At 66.7% G+C, this 19706-nt stretch carries 14 protein-coding genes and 1 tRNA gene; 7 read left to right on the plus strand and 8 right to left on the minus strand.

All coding sequences use genetic code 11. From position 1 onward, the window contains the following. Window positions 1-3: 3 nt before the first annotated feature. Entirely contained in the window at window positions 4-2271 is a 2268-nt protein-coding gene (locus E5A74_RS03900) for a beta-N-acetylhexosaminidase (RefSeq protein WP_135982919.1), read from the minus strand. A 148-nt stretch (window positions 2272-2419) separates the two neighbouring features. Then, window positions 2420-5134 carry a TonB-dependent receptor gene (locus tag E5A74_RS03905; RefSeq protein ID WP_135982920.1) on the minus strand — a complete coding sequence of 905 codons (2715 nt, stop codon included), beginning with the start codon at window positions 5132-5134 and terminating at the stop codon, window positions 2420-2422. A gap of 204 nt (window positions 5135-5338) precedes the next feature. Between E5A74_RS03905 and E5A74_RS03910 the strand changes: the two genes are divergently transcribed. The 3 genes from E5A74_RS03910 to nagA are packed head-to-tail and all read left to right on the plus strand — an operon-like array spanning window position 5339 to window position 8260. Next, on the plus strand, window positions 5339-6082 hold the full coding sequence (locus tag E5A74_RS03910) for a GntR family transcriptional regulator (RefSeq protein ID WP_135982921.1): 744 nt from the start codon (window positions 5339-5341) through the stop codon (window positions 6080-6082). Next, window positions 6048-7118, plus strand: coding sequence for an SIS domain-containing protein (locus tag E5A74_RS03915; protein ID WP_206365754.1), 1071 nt, complete (start codon window positions 6048-6050; stop codon window positions 7116-7118). The genes E5A74_RS03910 and E5A74_RS03915 overlap by 35 nt, the downstream gene beginning before the upstream one ends. Beyond that, a complete protein-coding gene (gene nagA, locus E5A74_RS03920; RefSeq protein WP_135982923.1) occupies window positions 7118-8260 on the plus strand; it encodes an N-acetylglucosamine-6-phosphate deacetylase in 1143 nt (380 codons plus the stop codon). The genes E5A74_RS03915 and nagA overlap by 1 nt, the downstream gene beginning before the upstream one ends. On the opposite strand, the gene E5A74_RS03925 is transcribed toward nagA, so the two are convergent. Further along, a complete protein-coding gene (locus tag E5A74_RS03925; RefSeq protein ID WP_206365755.1) occupies window positions 8257-10281 on the minus strand; it encodes a response regulator in 2025 nt (674 codons plus the stop codon). The genes nagA and E5A74_RS03925 overlap by 4 nt on opposite strands. A gap of 61 nt (window positions 10282-10342) precedes the next feature. Beyond that, complete coding sequence (locus E5A74_RS03930) at window positions 10343-15730, minus strand: HAMP domain-containing protein (RefSeq protein WP_135982924.1); 5388 nt, start codon at window positions 15728-15730, stop codon at window positions 10343-10345. 201 nt (window positions 15731-15931) lie between these two features. Between E5A74_RS03930 and E5A74_RS03935 the strand changes: the two genes are divergently transcribed. The 3 genes from E5A74_RS03935 to E5A74_RS03945 are packed head-to-tail and all read left to right on the plus strand — an operon-like array spanning window position 15932 to window position 16840. Beyond that, window positions 15932-16303, plus strand: coding sequence for a hypothetical protein (locus E5A74_RS03935; protein WP_135982925.1), 372 nt, complete (start codon window positions 15932-15934; stop codon window positions 16301-16303). 1 nt (window position 16304) lies between these two features. Beyond that, entirely contained in the window at window positions 16305-16583 is a 279-nt protein-coding gene (locus E5A74_RS03940) for a DUF5985 family protein (RefSeq protein ID WP_135982926.1), read from the plus strand. Next, window positions 16580-16840, plus strand: a complete 261-nt coding sequence (locus E5A74_RS03945) for a DUF5985 family protein (protein WP_135982927.1) — start codon at window positions 16580-16582, stop codon at window positions 16838-16840. Before E5A74_RS03940 ends, E5A74_RS03945 begins: the two co-directional genes overlap by 4 nt. A gap of 18 nt (window positions 16841-16858) precedes the next feature. Here the strand turns inward: E5A74_RS03945 and E5A74_RS03950 are convergent. After that, a tRNA-Arg gene (locus E5A74_RS03950) sits at window positions 16859-16935 on the minus strand. Between the two features lie 104 nt (window positions 16936-17039). On the opposite strand from E5A74_RS03950, the gene E5A74_RS03955 reads away from it, so the two are divergent. Further along, complete coding sequence (locus E5A74_RS03955) at window positions 17040-18143, plus strand: hypothetical protein (protein ID WP_135982928.1); 1104 nt, start codon at window positions 17040-17042, stop codon at window positions 18141-18143. A gap of 16 nt (window positions 18144-18159) precedes the next feature. On the opposite strand, the gene E5A74_RS03960 is transcribed toward E5A74_RS03955, so the two are convergent. From E5A74_RS03960 to grxC, 3 genes are read right to left on the minus strand one after another with little or no spacing between them, the layout of a single operon-like run. Continuing rightward, window positions 18160-18618 carry a DUF1178 family protein gene (locus tag E5A74_RS03960; RefSeq protein ID WP_135982929.1) on the minus strand — a complete coding sequence of 153 codons (459 nt, stop codon included), beginning with the start codon at window positions 18616-18618 and terminating at the stop codon, window positions 18160-18162. After that, window positions 18615-19436, minus strand: a complete 822-nt coding sequence (locus E5A74_RS03965; protein WP_135982930.1) for a carbon-nitrogen hydrolase family protein — start codon at window positions 19434-19436, stop codon at window positions 18615-18617. Before E5A74_RS03965 ends, E5A74_RS03960 begins: the two co-directional genes overlap by 4 nt. Next, entirely contained in the window at window positions 19433-19690 is a 258-nt protein-coding gene (gene grxC, locus E5A74_RS03970; RefSeq protein WP_135982931.1) for a glutaredoxin 3, read from the minus strand. The genes E5A74_RS03965 and grxC overlap by 4 nt, the downstream gene beginning before the upstream one ends. Window positions 19691-19706 lie beyond the last annotated feature (16 nt).

The following is a 19706-nucleotide window of genomic DNA, read 5'->3' on the forward strand; positions in this document are numbered from 1 at the left end:
CACTCACTGTACCAGCTCGACCGCGTCGATTGCCCATATCGGCTCCACGCCCCTGGCCGTGTAGCGGATGCACAAGGTCTCGTTGCCCGCGCGCGGCGCGAGCGTACCGACCAGCCGGGTCAGCCCCGGATTGCCGACGGCCGGAGCGAGCGGGAGGACCGCCACCCGCGGCCCCTCGCAGGTCCCCGCGTGAACGACGAACTCGCCCTCGGGCGTCGTCGGTGCCTCGAACTTGATGCCGTCGCGGTCCTTGCCGACCTGGAAGTTGAACGGGACCTGCCCGACGGTGATCGCGATCTGCCGTGCGCCGCCGACCGGCGCCTTCTCCCACAGCCAGCACGGGTTGAAGATATCGCTGACGAACGTCGCCCGCTTGCCGGTGGCGGGATAATCGTCCTCGAGCGCGAGCACGACGCGGCTGGTGCAGGTCTTGAGCGCCTCGTCGCTGCGCCAGCGCAGGCTCTGCAGCGTGATCGTGCGCGTGATCTCGCCGGGCACCGCGCGGTCGCCCTTGAACGCGGCCGCCTTGAGCGCCACCGGCAGCGTCGCCTTGAACGGCCCGGCATAGGCCGGCGAGTTCGCGGTCACCGCACCACCATCGACGGTGTAGCGCATGGCGAGGCCGGCCTGATTGGCGAGCGTGACGGTCACGCTGTCGCTGCCCGGCGCATAATCATAGCTGGGCTGCACCTCGAAGGCACTGAACGAGGCGTTGAGCCCGAGGTCGCGCATCCGCGTCATCTGCGGGATCACGCGGTCGACAAAGCCGCCGAAATCGCTCGCCCCCTTCGCCGACCAGCCCTTCTCGGCCACCGCGGACGCGCGCGGGAAAGTCTGCCATGCCGCGCGCGCCTCGGTGCGGACATGCTCGGTCCACAGATTGGCCTGCACGCCGAGCACATGATGCTGCTGCGCCGCCGGGATCGCGTCGGGGACCGGATCGAAGGCATAGACGGTCTTGAGGTCGATCAGATTGCCGCGCCCGGGGGGCTCGGTGTCGCTGAAGCCTTGGCGGTTGTCGAAATAGAGCGTCGGCGCCGGGCTCAGAACGGCGTCGTGCCCGGCCTTGGCCGCGGTGATCGCGCCTTCGATCCCGCGCCACGAGGTGATCGTCGCGTCGGGCGGCACTTCATTACCCTCGAGGATCTCGTCCCAGCCGATCAGCTTGCGGCCGCGCTTCGTCAGATGCCCGGCGATGCGATGCATGAAGGCGGCCTGCAGCGCCGTCTCGTCCTTGATGCCGAGCGCCTTCATCTGCGCCTGGATCCGCGCCGAGCCCTTCCACTGCTCCTTGGTCGCCTCGTCGCCGCCGACATGGATGAATTTCGAGGGAAACAGCGCGATGACCTCGTCGAGCACGTCCTCGAGGAAGCCGAAGGTGCTGTCGTCGAGATTGTAGAGCCACGGGAACACGCCCCAATCGCTCTCGGTGCCCGGCGGGATCGGCACGCCGGTGCCGAGCTCGGGATAGGCGCGGATCGCGGCGAGCGCGTGCCCCGGCATCTCGATCTCGGGGACGATCGTGATGTTGCGCTGCGCAGCATAAGCAAGGATGCTGCGGATCTCGTCCTGGGTGTAGAAGCCGCCGATCTTCGGGAGTTGCGGCGCGCCCGGCGCGGTGGCAGGATGGCGCCAGCCCGAAATCTCGGTGAGCTTCGGATATTTCTTGATCTCGATCCGCCAGCCCTGATCGTCGACCAGATGCCAGTGCAGCGTGTTGAGCTTGTTGACCGCCATCCAGTCGATCAGATGCCGCACATAGTCGGGCGACTGGAAATGCCGCGCGCTGTCGAGCATCAGCCCGCGCCAGCCGAAGCGCGGCGCATCGGCGACGTCGAATGCCGAAACCGTCACCGGGCCGCGGCCCGGCGTCTGCGTCAGCGCCTGCCACAAAGTCACCGCGCCGTAGAGCAGCCCGGCATCGTCGCCTGCGGTGATCGTCGCGCCGCGGGGCGTCACGTCGAGCCGATAGCTTTCTGGCTTGCCGGTCGCGGCGCGGACGAAGCGGATCGAAGCGCCCTTGCCGGCGGTTCCGATCGCCAGCCGAAGCCCGCGCGATTCATCGAGCAGCACCGAGAGGCGCTCGGCGGCATTCCGCGCCCCGGCATCGCCGGCGGGCACCGTGATGCCAGTTGCGCCGGTAACGGCGAGGCGCCCCTGCCCCGCATGTAGTTCAGCGGGGAGCGGCAACAGCTTCGGGACCTGCGCCAGCGCCGGCGTTGCCGCCAGCAGGGCGCCGAGCGCCACCAACGATCGAGACAAGAAGATCAAGCACGGCTCCCGACGATGATGCGCGTCGAACTTAGGCGGTTTCGCGCGTCGCTCAATCGGCGCGCTGCGGCGCCGACCGAGCAGAAAAAAATCGGGCGGCGGAGAAACATCGTGGATCTCCGCCGCCCGGCCATGCCCTTCCGCCCGGTTAGAAGTTGACGTTCACCGAGGCGAGTGCCCGGCGCCCGGTGCGGTAGACGCCACGCGGCAGACGCGGCGTGTTGGCATAGGCGTAATATTCGCTGTCGGTGAGGTTCATGCCCGAGATGGTGAGGCCGATATTCTCGGTGATGTTGTAGGTCGCCGAGAGATCGACGTTCGCCGTGTCGCGGACGAACATGTTGTCGCCGCGATCGATCCCGGTGAAGTATTTCGACCGCCAGGTGTAGGTCCCCCGGATCGCGATCGGGCCGCTCTCGAAGAACGGGCTCAGGCTCACCTGGTGCCGCGAGTTGAACGGCAGATCCGCGTCGTTCTGACCCTTGCCATCCGAATAAGTGTAGTTGGCCAGCACGCCGAACCCATAGGGCAGGCTCTGCTGATAGGCGATCGCGAAGCCCTTCACCTGCGCCGAGCCGGCATTGAACGGCCGGCTGACATTATAGGTCGAGATCGTGTTACGCGAGGTGTTGAAATGCTGCTCGGGCACCGTCCGCGAGAGGATGTAGTTGGTGATGTTCTTGTAGAAAATCTCGCCGGCAAGGATCGCGCGCGGCGCGAAATACCATTCGAGCGACGCGTTGAAATTGTCCGATTCATAGGGATCGAGATCGGGGTTGCCGCCGCCGCCGGTGAGGATCGAATCCGCCAGCCAGAAGGAGTTGGTCATGTCGGCATAGTTGGGCCGCGCGATCACCTGCGTCGCCGCTGCGCGGAAGATCAGATCCTTCTTGAGATCGATCGCGATGTTGATCGACGGCAGGACGTTCTCATAGGTCTTGTTCGTCGCCTGCCACACCCAGTCCGTCGCCGCGGCGCAAGTGCCCGAGGTGCAGACGAAACCGGCGCTCTCGCTCGAGGTGTTGACGTAGCGCGCACCGATATTGCCGCGCAGCGCGCCCTGCTCGAAGTTGATCTGCGCATAGGCGGCGTGAATGTCCTCGGTGACATCCCAGTTGCCCGCCGCGAACTCGACCGCGGCGAACTGCGACGGCGTCGGCACTGCGCCACCGCCGGGCACCCAGCTGCCGCCCTCGACATAATCGACCATCGAATTGCCGTCGATCTTGAAGCGGCCGGTCATCTGGTCGTTCACGCCGTTGAAGCCGCGCAGATAGTTGTCGCTGACCTGACTCGTGTTGAACTGCCCGGCCGGCACGTTGACGCCCGCGACGGTGACACCGGCATAGCGCTGCCCGGTCTCGTGGCGACGATATTTATAGCCGACCTGCAGGCTCTTGAGGCTGCCGTCGAACTTGAAGGTCAGATCGGCCTGGCCATAGCGCTCCTTGTCGCTGGTCGGCTTCTCGACGAGGTTGCCGCTCCAGCCCGGATCGGTCCGGAAGGCTGCGGGATTGCCGAGCACGTCGGTGGTGTAGCTGATCGTTCCGGGGCTGCCGGGCGCGCCGCTGATGTCGACGGTGTAGTTCGCCCAGTTGAGGAACTCGAGGAACACCTGCTTCTTGGTGCCGCCATCGGCATCGGACATGCCACCTTCGACGTTGAGGTTCCAGTTGACGCCTTCCCAGCCGACCTGGCCGTGCCACGTCTCGGAATGCATCTCGGCGGTGCGATATTGCGCGTCGAGCACCGAGAGCGCGTTGGTGAACGATGCCTGGGTGACGATGCCGTCCTGCACCTGCAGCGCATTGAGCTGGCCGGCGCTGTTCCAGACATTGCCCGGGAAGGCGTACATCGACTGGTTGAGGTTGTCATAGGTCGCGTCGATGCGGAGATAATCCACGCCGACCGTCAGCTCGGGCACCGGCCGCCACTGCGCTGCCGCCGAATAGGTCAGGCGCTCGCGACCCTGCTCGAAATAGGACGTGCCGAACGCGTTGGGGAACACCGCCTTGGGATTGGCGGTGAGCGTCGTTGCGCAGGCGCCGGTGCAATCGGCCGGGGTGGCGACGCTGCCGTCCTGGTTGAAGGTCGGCAATCGCGAATCGGTGCCGGCGTCGTTGCGGCCCGACCAGAAGTCCGCGGTGATCGTGCCATAGGCCTCGAGGCCGTCGCGGCGCAGGCGATCCTTGGCGCGCTGGAACGAGGCGAGCAGGCCGATCGTGCCGGCCTCGTTGTGCCAGCTGACCAGCGCCGAACCCTGCACGTCGCCCTTTTCCGAGCGATCATTGTAGAGATAGCCGAGCGACCCGGCGACGGTGAACGGTTTGAGATCGAGCGGCCGACGGGTGATCACGTTGACCGTGCCGCCGATCGAGCCTTCGTCGATCCGCGCCTCGGGCGACTTGTGCACATCTACCCGGCTGACGAGCTGCGGCGCGAGCAGCGCGTAGTTGAAGGTGCGACCCGGGGAGTCGAGGATGAACCAGTCGGCCGACGCGACGGTCTGGCCGTTGAGCAAGGTGCGGTTGAGCGCCGGATCGGTGCCGAGGATCGAGACCTTCTCGCCCTGGCCGAACTGGCGGTCGACGGTCACGCCCGGTACCAGCGTCAGCGCCTCGGCGACATTGGTGTTGGGGAATTTGCCGACATCCTCGGCCGAGATCGAATCGACGATCGAATTGGCGTTGCGCTTGACTTCGATCGCCGCCGCCAGCGAGGCGCGGTAGCCGGTGACGACGACTTCCTCGCCGTCCTGGGCCTCGGCCGCGGCCGGCGTCTCGTCAGCGGTCTGTGCGTATGCGGCACCGGAAAACAGCGCCATCGCGCTGGCGGTGCCAATCAGAAAGGCCCGAATCCGCATGTCTCTTCCCCTTATGATCCCAGTGGCATGCCTTTTTTATACCAGTTGCATACCATTGAGCGGACCATCCGTCAGACCTTTGAGGCCGTCAAGAGGGATTCTTTCACTAATGTGACGACGCGATGCATTTTGTGGGTAGCGTGTGGTCTCTTATTGGTATTAGTATTGCGTATCACGCACCTACGTCCAATGGTAGGAACCGAAATGCCGCTTCTGGCCGAAAAGATACGACCACTTGATGGAACCGGGAGCGGACCGCTCTACCGGCGGCTGGAGGATGCGTTGCGCGACGCGTTGCGCGATCAGGTGCTCAAGCCCAACGAGGCGCTGCCCGCCGAACGCGATCTCGCCGCCGATCTCTCGGTATCGCGCATCACACTGCGCAAGGCGCTCGATACGCTGGTGGGCGAAGGCTTGCTCATCCGCCGCCAGGGCGCGGGCACCTTCGTCGCCGGGCGCGTCGAGAAGCAATTCGCGAAACTCTCGTCCTTTTCGGAAGACATGGCGGCGCGCGGGCGCATTGTGCGCAGCGAATGGCTGGTGCGCGCCTCGGGCGCAGTTACTCCCGACGAATCGCTCAAGCTTGGCTTGAGCCCCGGCACGCCGGTCTATCGCTTCAACCGCATCCGCTATGCCGACGATACGCCCATGGCGATCGAATATTCGACGATCCCCGGCTTCGGGCTGGCGAGCGAGGAGGATGTCGGCGCGTCGCTCTACGCCGCGCTCGAAGCGACCGGCAATCGGCCTGCGCGCGCGCTCCAGCGCCTTCGCGCGGTCCTGTTCGACGCCGAGCAGGCGCAGTTGCTGGGGATCGAAGCGGGTGCGCCGGGGCTTTATATCGAACGCCGCGGATTTTTGGCGGACGGCCGGGTGATCGAGGCGACGCAGAGCTGGTATCGCGGCGACGCCTATGACTTCGTCGCCGAGCTCGACACGCGAGGCTGATGCAGTGACGGTTCCAGAAAACACCCGGATGTTCAGCGAGGCCGGTGAGGCCGCAGCGGTGGTGCGCCGCCAGCTCGCCGCCAATCAGGTCGCGGTGAGCGCGCTCGCCGCCGAGCTTCGTGCCGCGCCACCACGTGGCGTGCTCACCTGCGCGCGCGGCAGCTCGGATCATGCCGCGACCTTCGGCAAATATCTGATCGAGACCCGCGCCGGCGTGCTCACCACCTCGGCGGCCCCTTCGATCTCGTCGGTCTATGGTGCCGCGGCGAACCTCGCCGGCATGCTGGCGATCGGCATCTCGCAATCGGGCAAGAGCCCCGACATTCTCGCGGCAATGCGCGCGGCGAAACAGGGCGGCGCGCGCACCGCGGCGCTGGTCAATACCGCCGGGTCGCCGCTGGCCGCGGAAGTCGATACCTTCCTCCCGCTTCACGCCGGCGCCGAGATCAGCGTAGCCGCGACCAAATCCTATATCGCCAGCCTCGCCGCGCTGCTCCACCTCGTCGGCGAATGGGCGGGCGACGGTGAATTGCTCGAGGCGCTCCACGAGGCGCCGGCGCTGCTCGAACGCGCCTGGGCGGCCGATTGGTCGCCGATGGTCGACAAGCTTGCCGACGCGCGCGGGCTCTACGTCATCGGGCGCGGGCTCGGTTTCGGCGTCGCGCAGGAAGCGGCGCTCAAGTTCAAGGAGACGTGCGGGCTCCACGCCGAGGCGTTCAGCGCCGCCGAGGTCCGTCACGGCCCGATGGCGCTGGTCGGCCCGGACTTCCCGCTGCTCGTCTTCCGCCAGGCCGACGAGACCGCCGACGGCGTCGACGAGCTCGTCGCCGAGGTGCTCGCGCGCGGCGGTCAGGTGCTGGTCAGCGGCGGCGACGTGCCCGGCGCTATCCAGTTGCCGCATCCGGCCGCGCATCCCGCGATCGAGCCGATGCTGCAGATCCAGGCTTTCTACCGCGCGGCCAACGCGCTCTCGCTGCGCCGGGGCTTCGATCCCGATCGCCCTCCCCTGCTCGCCAAGGTCACCGAAACCGTCTGATGGTCACTGCTCTGGTCCATGGCCGCGTGCTTCGCGCGGGCGCCCTTCGCGACGGTGAGGCCGTGCTTCTCGACGGCGAACGCATTGCCGCGATCGTGCCTCTGGCCGAGGTTCCCGCGGACGCGGCACGGCACGATCTTCAGGGCGCGATGCTGCTCCCCGGCTTCATCGACACGCAGGTCAATGGCGGCGGCGGCGTGCTGTTCAACGATTCGACCAGCGTCGAGGGGATCGCCGCGATCGGCGCGGCGCACCGCCGCTTCGGCACCACCGGTTTCCTGCCGACCCTGATCAGCGACGATCTCGAGGTGATCCGCCACGCCGTCGCCGCGGTGGATGCCGCGATCACCGAAGGCGTGCCGGGCGTGCTCGGCATCCATATCGAGGGCCCCTTCCTCAACGTCGAACGCCGCGGCATCCACCGCGCCGACAAAATCCGGGAGCTCGACGAGGAAGGCCTCGCGATCCTGACTTCGCTCAAGCGCGGCCGCACCTTGGTGACGCTCGCGCCGGAGCGGACCACGCCCGCCACGATCCGTCGACTGACCGATGCGGGCGTGATCGTCGCAGCGGGACACAGCAACGCGACCTACGAACAGTCGATCGCCGCGGTCGAGGCCGGCACCACCGGCATCACCCATTTGTTCAACGCGATGTCGCCGCTCACCTCGCGCGCGCCGGGGCTCACCGGCGCCTCGCTCGAACGCCCCGAGCTGATCTGCGGGATCATCGTCGATGGCCATCATGTCAGCCCGACGACGCTCAAGATCGCGTTGCGCTGCAAACCGCCCGAGCAGCTGATGCTGGTCACCGACGCGATGCCCTCGGTCGGCAGCGACAGCGACGAATTCCTGTTGCAGGGCCGCCATATCCGCGTCCTCGACGGGGTCTGCCGCGACGTCGACGGCACCATCGCGGGTTCGCATCTCGACATGGCCACTGCGCTCGCCAATACGATGCGGCTGCTCGGCGCGCCGATCGAAGCCGCGGCCTGCATGGCCGCCCACGCGCCCGCTGCGTTCCTCGGCCTCGCCGACAGCCTCGGCCAGATCGCGCCCGGATACCGCGCGGATCTCGTCGCGCTCGACGATGCGTTCCACGTCACCGGCACGTGGATCGGCGGCGCCGGGATCGAAGCCTAGCCCAACGCCGCCGCGCGACGTTCGCGCAACGCCGATTTGAGCTGATCGGGCGTGAACGGCTTGTCGAGGATCCGGACATTGATCGCCTCGGCGACGCCCATGTCGGATTCGGCATAGCCGGTGATCACCAGCGCCGGGAAATCCGCGCGCTCGACACGGACCTGCCGGACCAGTTCGGCACCCGACATGCGCGGCATCGCATAGTCGGTGATCAGCAGGTCGAACGCCGCCGGATCCTTGCGGAACAGTTCGAGCGCGTGCGCGCCTTCGGTGACGTGCGTCACGCTGTGGCCGAGGTCCTCGAGCAGCGCGGCGGTGGTGGCGCGGACACCGTCATGGTCGTCGACCAGCAGGATGTTCATCGTGATCGAAACACCGTCGAGCACTTCCGCGACCTCGACTTCGATCCCGGTCTGGCCATCGCTCTCGGGTGCGCGCGGCAGCCATATCTCGACGCAGGTGCCGCGGCCGAGCTCGCTGTCGACGCGCACCTCGCCGCCCGATTGCTGCGCGAAGCCATAGACCATGCTGAGCCCCAGCCCGGTGCCCTTGCCCACCGGCTTGGTGGTGAAGAAGGGCTCGAGCACCTGCTCGATCATCTCGGGCGCGATGCCGCAGCCGGTATCGCCCACGCCGATCACGACATAAAGGCCCGGCTTGAGGCCGGTCCGCCCAACCTGCTCGGTGATCTCGCGATCTTCGGCCGCCACGGTGACGACACCACCTTCGGGCATCGCGTCGCGCGCGTTGATGATCAGATTCATCAGCGCCAGCTCGAGCTGCGAGGTGTCGGCATAGACCGGCGACACGTGATCGGCGAGCTTCCACTCGAGCTCGACCATCCCGCCCAGCGTGTGGGTGAGCAGGTTGGTCACTGACTGGGCGAGCCGCGGGATCTGGACCGAGGCGGGTTCGAGCTTCTGGCGGCGGGCGAAGGCCAGCAGATGCTTGACCAATTCGGCGCCCTGCTCGGCCGCGTGTCTGGTCATGCCGACGATCTTCGCCTGATCGTCGCTCAGCGACACACGGCGCTCGATCATGCCCAGCCCGCCGAGCACCGCGGCGAGCAGATTGTTGAAATCATGCGCGATACCGCCGGTCAGCTGACCGATCGCATCCATCTTGCGCGCCTGGGTGAGCTGGCTCTCGAGCTCCTTGCGGTCGGTGACGTCGAGCAGGGTGCCGGCGAACTCGACCGGATTGCCGAAGGAATCGCGCACCAGCACCGCCTGATCGAGGAAATGCCTGTACTGGCCATCGGCGCATTGCCAGCGATACTCGATCGCGAGCGACTGACCGGTGCGGCGTCCGCCCATCGCCTCGACCACGCGACCACGGTCGTCGCCATGCAACCGGTCCACCCAGAGCGTCGGCGAGCGCTGGAGGTCCTCGAAGGCATAGCCGGTGAGCGCCTGAAAGTTGCCGCTGACGAATTTGGGGATGCGCGGCGCCGCGTCGATCTCCTCGAGATAGAGGATGATCGGCAGCGACTGGATGATCGCCGCCTGGCGCTGCTCGGCGAGGCGCAGTTCCTGCTCGACGCGAAGCCGCTCGGCATTGGCGCGCAGATTGGCGTCGAGCAGCGCCTGCTCCTGCCGGGCCTTGCGCTGGATCTCCTTCGTCATCGTGAACAGATCGACGAACACCGCGACCTTGGACTGCAGCACGATCGGATCGACCGGCTTGAACACATAGTCCACTGCGCCCATCGAATAGCCGCGCAGCAGATGCTCGCTCTCCTTGTTGACCGCGGAGAGGAAGACGATCGGCACGCGCTTGGTCTGCTCGCGCGAGCGGATGATCTGCGCGGTCTCATAGCCGTCGATGCCGGGCATGTAGACGTCGAGCAGGATCACCGCGAACTCGCCCTTGAGGAGCTGGCGCAGCGCCTCCTCGCCCGAATTGGCGACGACGACTTCGGCCACGTCCTCGAGCACGGTGCGGATCGCGAGCAGGTTGCGCTCGTCATCGTCGACGACGAGGACCCTGGCGCGATCTTCCATGACGTCGGCGTCTTTCACAAGCGGGGCCTCGGCGATCGTGGCGTCTCGGGTGGCAGGGAGTCTCGAGCCCATCCGCACCTCAGTTCCGCTCTGCCACGACCGCGCCGTTCGCGCGCGCGGCATCGCGCGAGCGCGCGATCCACACGCGCAGCAGCGCGAGCAGCAAATCGATGTCCACCGGCTTGGCGATATAGTCCGATGCGCCCGCGTCGAGACATTTTTGCCGGTCGCCCTTCATCGCCTTGGCGGTCACCGCGATCAGCGGCAGATCGGCCAGCTCGGGGCGCTGGCGGATCTGCTGCATCGTCTCATAGCCGTCCATCTCGGGCATCATGATGTCGATCAGCGCGATGTCGATCCCCGGCGTCTGCTCGAGGATAAGGATGCCGTCGCGGCCGCGCTCGGCATGCTGCACCTCGACGCCATAGCTCTCGAGCACGCTGGTCAGCGAGTAGATGTTGCGGATGTCGTCGTCGACGATGAGGATCTTGGCGTCGGCCAGCTCGGGCACGCCGCGCTCCGCCTGGATGAGCTGATCGGCCTGCTCGGGAACGAGCTCGATCACCTTGGGGGACGCATCGATGCGCTCGGCGAGGTCGCTGAACACGGCCACCAGCGCCTCCTTGCCAGCCGGCTTCTCGGTCACGCCGAACGCGCCGAGATCGATCGCCTTGGCCACCTTGTCAGCGCCCGAGATGACGTGGATCGGCACATGGCGGGTCTGCGGATCGTGCTTGAGCAGATCGAGCAACACGAAGCCGTCGATGTCCGACAGGCCGAGATCGAGCGTGATCGCGTGCGGCTGGAGCTTCCGCACCATCGCCAGCGTCCCCGCGCCGGCGCCGGACACGACGCCCTTGAGACCCACGCCGCGCGCGATGTCGAGCAGGATCGACGCGAAGGTGGGATCGTCCTCGACGATCAGCACGAACGGATCGCCCGACAAGCTGTCGCGGTCGTCGGTCAGGTCGAGCGAGCCGGGCAGCGCGCTGGGCACCATCGCGCCGCTATTGTCGTAGCGCGCGGTGGTCCCCGACGGTCCAACCTGTGCCGGCGCGGCGGCCGCCTGGAGCGGGATAAACAGCGTGAAGGTCGAGCCTTCGCCCGGCTTCGAGCGCACCTGCAGCTCGCCGCCCAGCAACCGCGCGATCTCGCGGCTGATCGACAGGCCGAGGCCGGTGCCGCCATATTTGCGGCTGGTGGTGCCGTCGGCCTGCTGGAACGCCTCGAAGATCAGCTTCTGCTTGTCCTGCGGGATGCCGATGCCGGTGTCGGTGACGGCGATCTCCACCGCGGTGTCGACGCCGCGCAGCATCGGATGGTTGGTGCTCCAGCCCTTGGTGGCGGCGCGCACCGCCAGCGTGACCCCGCCCTGCGCGGTGAACTTGAACGCGTTGGAGAGCAGGTTGAGTACGACCTGCTGGAGCCGCTTCTCGTCGGTGCGGATCGTCGCCGGCAGCGCCGCGTCGAACTCGACGTTGAAGGCGAGGCTCTTGTCCGCGGCGAGCTGGCGGAAGGTGCGCTCCATATGCTGCTTGAGCCCGGCCAGCGGCATCTCGCCGACCTCGATCGAGACGGTGCCCGATTCGATCTTCGACAGATCGAGAATGTCGTTGATCAGGTTGAGCAGATCCGAGCCCGCGCCGTTGATCGTCCGCGCGAACTCGACCTGCTTCTCGTTGAGATTGCCCTGCGGATTGTCCGAAAGCAGCTTCGAGAGGATCAGCAGCGAATTGAGCGGCGTGCGCAGCTCGTGCGACATGTTGGCGAGGAACTCGGACTTGTACTTCGAGGTGAGCGCGAGCTGCTCGGCCTTCTCCTCGAGCGCGCGGCGCGCCATTTCGATCTCGAGATTCTTCGCCTCGACCTGCTTCTTCTCGTTCTCGAGCAGCTGGGCCTTTTCCTGCAGCTCCTCGTTGGTGTTGTGCAGCTCTTCCTGCTTGGTGGTCAGCTCGGTCTGGCGGGCCTGCAGCTCCTGCGTCAGCAGCTGCGACTGCTTGAGCAGCCCCTCGGTGCGCATCGTCGCGGCGATCGTGTTGAGCACGATGCCGACCGATTCCATCAGCTGGTCGAGGAAGCTCTGGTGCGTCTCGTTGAACTCGCCGAACGAGGCGAGCTCGATCACCGCCTTGACGTCGTCCTCGAAGAGCGCCGGCAGGATCGCGACATTGGCCGGGGTGGAATGGCCAAGGCCCGAGCCGATGCGGAGGAAGTCGCCGGGGACGTTCTCGAGCACGATCGCGCGCTTGTCCGCGGCGGCCTGGCCGACCAGCCCCTCGCGCAGCTCGAACTTGGCCTTGAGCGCTTCCTTGCTCTCGGCGCCGTAGCTCGCCGCGAGCTCGAGCACGGTGTCGTCGCCATCGCGCGTCGTCACGTAGAACACGCCATATTGCGCGTTCACCAGCGGCGCGAGCTCGGACATGATCAGGTTCGAGACCGTGGTGAGATCGCGCTCGCCCTGCAGCATGCGGCTGAACCGCGCGAGGTTGGTCTTGAGCCAATCCTGCTCCGCATTCTTCAAGGTCTGGTCCTTGAGGTTGCGGATCATCTCGTTGATGTTGTCCTTGAGCGCGGCCATCTCGCCCGACGCTTCCACCGCGATCGAGCGGGTCAGATCGCCCTTGGTCACCGCGGTCGCCACGTCGGCGATCGAGCGCACCTGGTTGGTCAGGTTCGCCGCGAGCTGGTTCACGTTGTCGGTAAGGTCGCGCCACAGGCCGGCGGCGCCGGGCACGCGCGCCTGCCCGCCGAGCTTGCCCTCGATGCCCACTTCGCGCGCCATGTTGGTCACCTGATCGGCGAAGGTGGCGAGCGTCTCGATCATGAAGTTGATCGTCTCGGCGAGCGCCGCGATCTCGCCCTTGGCGTCCACGGTGAGCTTGCGCTTCAAATTGCCCTGCGCCACCGCGGTGACGACGTCGGCGATACCGCGAACCTGACTGGTAAGATTACCCGCCATCTGATTCACGTTATCGGTTAGATCCTTCCACGTGCCGGCGACCCCGGGCACCTGCGCCTGTCCGCCCAGCTTGCCCTCGGTGCCCACCTCGCGCGCCACGCGGGTAACTTCCGAGGCGAAGCCGTTGAGCTGGTCCACCATCGTGTTTATGGTGTTCTTGAGCTCGAGGATCTCGCCCTTCACGTCGACCGTGATCTTCTTGGAAAGATCGCCGCGCGCGACGGCGGTGGTCACGTCGGCGATGTTGCGCACCTGACCGGTCAGGTTCGCCGCCATCAGGTTCACATTGTCGGTGAGATCCGCCCAAGTGCCCGCGACGCCGCGCACCTGCGCCTGCCCGCCCAGCTTGCCCTCGGTGCCCACCTCGCGCGCCACGCGGGTCACTTCCGACGCGAACGAGTTGAGCTGGTCGACCATGGTGTTGATGGTGTTCTTGAGCTCGAGGATCTCGCCCTTCACGTCGACCGTGATCTTCTTCGACAAGTCGCCCAGCGCCACCGCGGTGGTCACGTCGGCGATGTTGCGCACCTGGCCGGTCAGGTTCGCCGCCATCGCGTTCACATTGTCGGTGAGGTCCTTCCACGTGCCGCCGACCCCGGGCACCTGCGCCTGCCCGCCGAGCTTGCCTTCCGAGCCCACTTCGCGCGCCACGCGCGTCACTTCGGAGGCGAAGCCGTTGAGCTGGTCGACCATGGTGTTGATGGTATTCTTGAGCTCGAGGATCTCGCCCTTCACGTCCACGGTGATCTTCTTCGACAAGTCGCCGCGCGCCACTGCGGTGGTCACCTCGGCGATGTTGCGCACCTGGCCGGTGAGATTGCCCGCCATCAGATTGACGTTGTCGGTAAGGTCCTTCCACGTGCCGCCGACGCCTTCGACCTGCGCCTGCCCGCCCAGCTTGCCTTCCGAGCCCACCTCACGCGCCACGCGGGTCACTTCGCTCGCGAAGCCGTTGAGCTGGTCCACCATCACGTTGATCGTGTTCTTGAGCTCGAGGATCTCGCCGCGCACCTCGACGGTGATCTTTTTCGAAAGATCGCCCTTGGCCACCGCGGTGGTCACGTCGGCGATGTTGCGCACCTGGCCGGTGAGATTCGCCGCCATCAGGTTGACGTTGTCGGTGAGGTCCTTCCACGTGCCGGCGACGCCCGGCACCTGCGCCTGCCCGCCCAGCTTGCCCTCGGTGCCCACCTCTCGCGCCACGCGGGTCACTTCCGAGGCGAAGCCGTTGAGCTGGTCGACCATGACGTTGATCGTGTTCTTGAGCTCGAGGATCTCGCCCTTCACGTCGACCGTGATCTTCTTGGAAAGGTCACCCGATGCCACCGCGGTGGTCACCTCGGCGATGTTGCGCACCTGGCCCGTCAGATTGTCGGCCATCAGGTTGACGTTGTCGGTGAGGTCCTTCCACGTGCCGGCAACCCCAGGCACCTGCGCCTGACCGCCCAATTTGCCCTCCGTGCCCACTTCGCGCGCCACGCGCGTCACTTCCGAGGCGAAGCCGTTGAGCTGGTCGACCATCACGTTGATCGTGTTCTTCAGCTCGAGGATCTCGCCCTTCACGTCGACGGTGATCTTCTTGGACAAGTCGCCCGATGCCACTGCGGTGGTCACCTCGGCGATGTTGCGCACCTGACCGGTGAGATTGTCGGCCATCAGGTTGACGTTGTCGGTGAGGTCCTTCCACGTGCCGGCGACGCCTTCCACGCGTGCCTGCCCGCCCAGCTTGCCCTCGGTGCCAACTTCGCGCGCCACGCGGGTCACTTCCGAAGCGAACGAGTTGAGCTGGTCCACCATGGTGTTGATGGTGTTCTTGAGCTCGAGGATCTCGCCCTTCACCTCGACGGTGATCTTCTTCGAAAGGTCGCCCGATGCCACCGCGGTGGTCACCTCGGCGATGTTGCGCACCTGGCCGGTCAGGTTGGTCGCCATCGCGTTGACGTTGTCGGTGAGATCCTTCCACGTGCCGGCGACGCCCTTCACCTTGGCCTGCCCGCCCAGCTTGCCCTCGGTGCCCACCTCGCGCGCAACGCGCGTCACTTCCGAGGCGAACGAGGCAAGCTGCTCGACCATGGTGTTCACCACCTTGCCGATGCGCAGGAATTCACCGCGCAGCGGCCGGCCGTCGATCTCGACCGTCATCGATTGCGAGAGGTCGCCCTTGGCCACCGCGCCGATGACGCGCGCGACTTCGGCAGTCGGCTGCACCATGTCCTCGATGAGTTCGTTGACCGAGCGGAGCTTGGCCTCCCAGCCGCCGGTGGCGCCGCGGACATGGCCGCGCTGGGTGATCTTGCCTTCCTTGCCGACGACGCGCGAAAGGCGCTCATATTCGGCGGTCATCGCCTCTTCCATGGCGACGACTTCGTTGAACAGCGCGGCTATCTCGCCATCGGTGCCCGCAAGGTCATCGGGCAGCCGGACGCTGAAGTCACCGCGCCGGAAGCTGCGGAGCGCGGCGACGAGTTGACGGCGGTCGAGCGTGTCGCGAGCTGGTTCGGCGTTCACCTGGCACTCCTGTCAAGATTCTTCCCCCCACCCCGTAAGAATGCTGACTGGCCCCCCGGCCGGACACCTGCATAGCAACAGCCGGGATGTAGGAAAAGTGAACGCGTACGCGGATTTGCAGCGAATTGCGACAATCCGCAGCTGCATCGCGCAAGGCCGTGAAACTCGGGGGAAACACTCAGATGGAAAACGGCGTGGAGAATGCCGGCCAGACAAGAGCTTTCCAGCTTCATCCGCTCGACCTTCCGGTCGGTGTGGGCGCTCGAGCTGCTCTGCTTCCTCAGGAAGCATCGCGACCGCGCGTGGCCGCAGCGCGACCTCGTCGCGGCGCTTCGCGGCAGCGATCTGGTGGTTTCGCAGAGCATCGAATCGTTGCTCGCCGCGGGGCTGGTGGTGATCGAGCCCGGGCAATTGGTGCGCTACCAGCCGACTTCGGAGGCAGTCGACGATCTCGCGGATGCGGCGCAAACGCTCTATGCCAGCCGGCCGGATGCGGTGCGGCGAATGATCGTCGCGCCCACGCCCTCGGGCCTGACCAGCTTCGCCGATGCATTCAAGCTGTGGCGCGACTGATATGAGCGCGTGGTTCCCCTCGATCGTCTATCTGCTCTGCTTCGCGACGAGCGGCGCCTGCGCGTTGCTGCTCGGCCGCAGCTATCGGCGCAGCGGGATGCGACTGCTGCTGTGGAGCGCCCTGTGCTTCGGCCTGCTCGCCGCGAACAATCTGTTCGTCATCGTCGATCTCGTGCTGATCCGCGATGTGGATTTCGGCCTGGTCCGGCTGCTGCTGTCGCTCGCCGCGGTGGCGGTGCTGCTCTTCGGCTTCATCTGGGACATGGAGGAAGGCGCATGACCCTGATCGTCTTCCTCTCCGGCGCGGTGACGCTCGGGTTCGCCGCGGCCGCATTGTTCTTTCTGCGCTTCTGGCGCGACACGCATGACGAGCTCTTCCTCGCCTTCGCGATCGCTTTCCTGCTGCTCGGCATCGCCCAGGCAAGCCTCGCGCTCGTCGGAATCCCCGACGAGCAGCGCAGCTGGGTCTATCTGGTCCGGCTGGTGGCGTTCCTGACGATCATCTTCGCGATCCTGCGCAAGAACCGGGCGCGCTGAGCCTGCCGAATACGGTGGTGGTGACCCGGAGAGGATTCGAACCTCCGACCTCTCGATTAGGAATCGCTTGCTCTATCCTGCTGAGCTACCGGGCCACGCGCCGGTCCGTACCCAGCGGGGCAAACAGGGTCAATCGCCGTCGCTGGCGCAATGGCCCGGCTGCGCATAGCATCCTCTGGGGAACCGGAGGGGGCGGAGCATGGATGCGCGACAGCAACTGGACGATGAACTGGCGTCGATTCTCGACGGCGGACTAGGGCTGGCGGTATTTCCGCGCGTCGTCCTCGCGCGGTGGGAAGCGCTTCGCCCTGATGCGGTCCGCACCAGCGCGATCTGGCGCGGAGGCCAGATTTTCGCGGGCTATCTGGTGTTCTTCTGCGCCGTGCCGTGGCTGGCCGGTCTGTTACTCCCGGGCTTCGTGCCGTCGCGGCCGCTCTTGGCCCTTCAAATCTACGGCGCGTTCTGGGCCGGCTGGTCGACGATCACGGCGACCCTGGCCTCGGACGCGGTGTTGCGGATTCTGCGCCGCGACGTGCTGCCCCGTCTCTCCGAGACCGCCTGTGCCGCGATCCGCGAGGAGCTGCGGCTGCGCTACCGGCCCGGCGCGCTGCGCCTTCAATCGTGGATCATCGCCATCGCCGCGGCCGGCCTCGCCGGACTGCTCGTCCGGCGCCCGGACCTGCCCTTGCCGGAGCTGGTCTGGTGGTGCTGCGGCTGGGCGATATTGTTCGCCACCGCCGCCAAGGTCGTCGCCACCGCGACCTTCTACCGCCTGTTTCCGCCATGGCTCGTCGACGCGCTCGGCACGCGCCTGTGGCTCGACCCCGCCCGCTCCGAACTGGTCGAAGCCATCGCGCGGATCGGGCGCATCATCCTGCTGTTCTGGGTGGGAATCGCCTTTTCGATCGCGCTCATCCTCCCCGCCGGGATCGACTGGACGCGTCCGCAGGCGCTGCTGCTCGACCCGACGACGAAATGGTTCGTCACGGTCGAGGTTCCCCTCACCGGCTTCTTCTCGATCGGCGTCGGCGTGCTGATCTTTCTCGCCGCCGAATCCGCGCTTCGCCGCGCCGCGCAGACCTTGCAGCTCCGCGCGCTGGAAAGGATCGACGCCGAGGCCGGGGCGCGCATCGCACGCATCGACACGCTCACCACCGATGATCTCAAGCAGGTCGCAGAGCTTCGCGCGCTCCACGCGTCGCTCGCCGCGGGCGGATCCTATCGAAGTCTGTTCGTCAGCGCGCTGAGCGTGCTGCTTCCTTTCGTGCCGTTGTTCACGCTGCTGGTGACGATGCTCCGGTAAGGCAGTAGCGCGGGCGCTAGTTGCGCTGCTCGGGCGGGACCACCGGCACGAGCAGCGGCGCCACGGCTACGCCCTCCTCGATCAGTTCCTGGGCCTGCTCGGCGGTGGCCCGGCCGTGGATCGGGGCGGCCGGCGCTTCGCCGAGATGCATCGCCCGCGCCTTCTCGGTGAAGGCGGCGCCGACCCATTGCGAGGTCTCGAGCATCTTCGTCTGCGCCGCCGCGATCATCTCCATCGCCGCTTTCACCACCTCGGGTGGCGGCGTCTCCCTTGGCAGCACCGGCGCGGGCGCGGTGGTGCGTCGATTGCCCTTGGCCGCGACATTGGGCGCCATCACTGCCTTGGCGACGTCGCCATCGCCGCAGATCGGGCAGGCGATCAGCCCGGCCGCGCGTTGCGCGTCCCACGCCGCGCTCGAACCGAACCACGCCTCGAAGACATGGCCTGCCGCGCATTTGAGGTCGAAGACGATCAAAGCGCTTCGACCGGCGGAATCGCGCGGCGATGGCGGAGCACCGGCACGCGTCCCCGCGCCGCCTCGATCCGCGCCGGATCGATCTCGGCAAATCCGATCCCCGCCGGCTCGCCCATGTCGAGCAGCAGCTCGCCCCAGGGATCGGCGACGAGCGAATGGCCATAAGTGGCGCGGCCGTCCTCGTGCAGGCCGGTCTGCGCCGCGGCGATCACGAACGCCGCCGCCTCGATCGCGCGGGCGCGCAGCAGCACCTGCCAATGCGCGGCGCCGGTCGGGCGCGTGAATGCCGCCGGCACCGCGAGCAGGGTCGCGCCGGCATCGCTCAACGCGCGAAACAAGTCCGGAAAACGCAAATCGTAGCAGATTGCGAGACCGAGCACCCCGAGGGGCGTGGCCACCGTCACCGCGCGCTCGCCCGGCGCATAGCTGTTCGATTCGCGCCAGCTCTCGCCGGTCGGCAGATCGACATCGAACAGATGCATCTTGTCGTAGCGCGCCCGTACCGCGCCGCCATCGTCGATCACGAAGCCGCGATTGGCGAGCCTGCCGTCGCCACGCAGCACCGCGATGCTGCCGAGATGCACCCAGATCCCATGCTTCGCGGCCGCCTCGCGCACTGCGGCGAGCACGCGATCATCGTCCTCGCTTGCCAGCGCCCCCGCCGCGCGATCGCGATCACGGTCGAGCAGCCCCGACATTTCCGGGGTGAACAGCATCGCCGCGCCGCCGGCTGCCGCCTGCGCGACGCCTTCGACCAGCGTGCGCGCATTGGCCGCGGGATCGATCCCGCTGGTCATCTGGAGAAGCGCCGCCTTCATGCGGCGAGCAGCGGGTCCAGGCCACCCTGCCGATCGAGCTCGGCAAGATCGTCCGAGCCACCGACATGCTTGCCGTCGATGAAGATCTGCGGGACGGTGGTGCGGCCATTGGCGCGCTGGATCATCTCGGGGCGGCGCGGGCCGCCCATCGTGATGTCGATCTCCTCATATTCGACTCCCTTGGAGTCGAGGAGCGCCTTGGCGCGATAGCAATAGGGGCAGAATGCCTTGGTGTAGATTTCGACCTTCGCCATGATCTCTCCGACCTGT

It is taken from the genome of Sphingomonas naasensis (assembly GCF_004792695.1).
Taxonomy (GTDB): domain Bacteria; phylum Pseudomonadota; class Alphaproteobacteria; order Sphingomonadales; family Sphingomonadaceae; genus Sphingomonas; species Sphingomonas naasensis.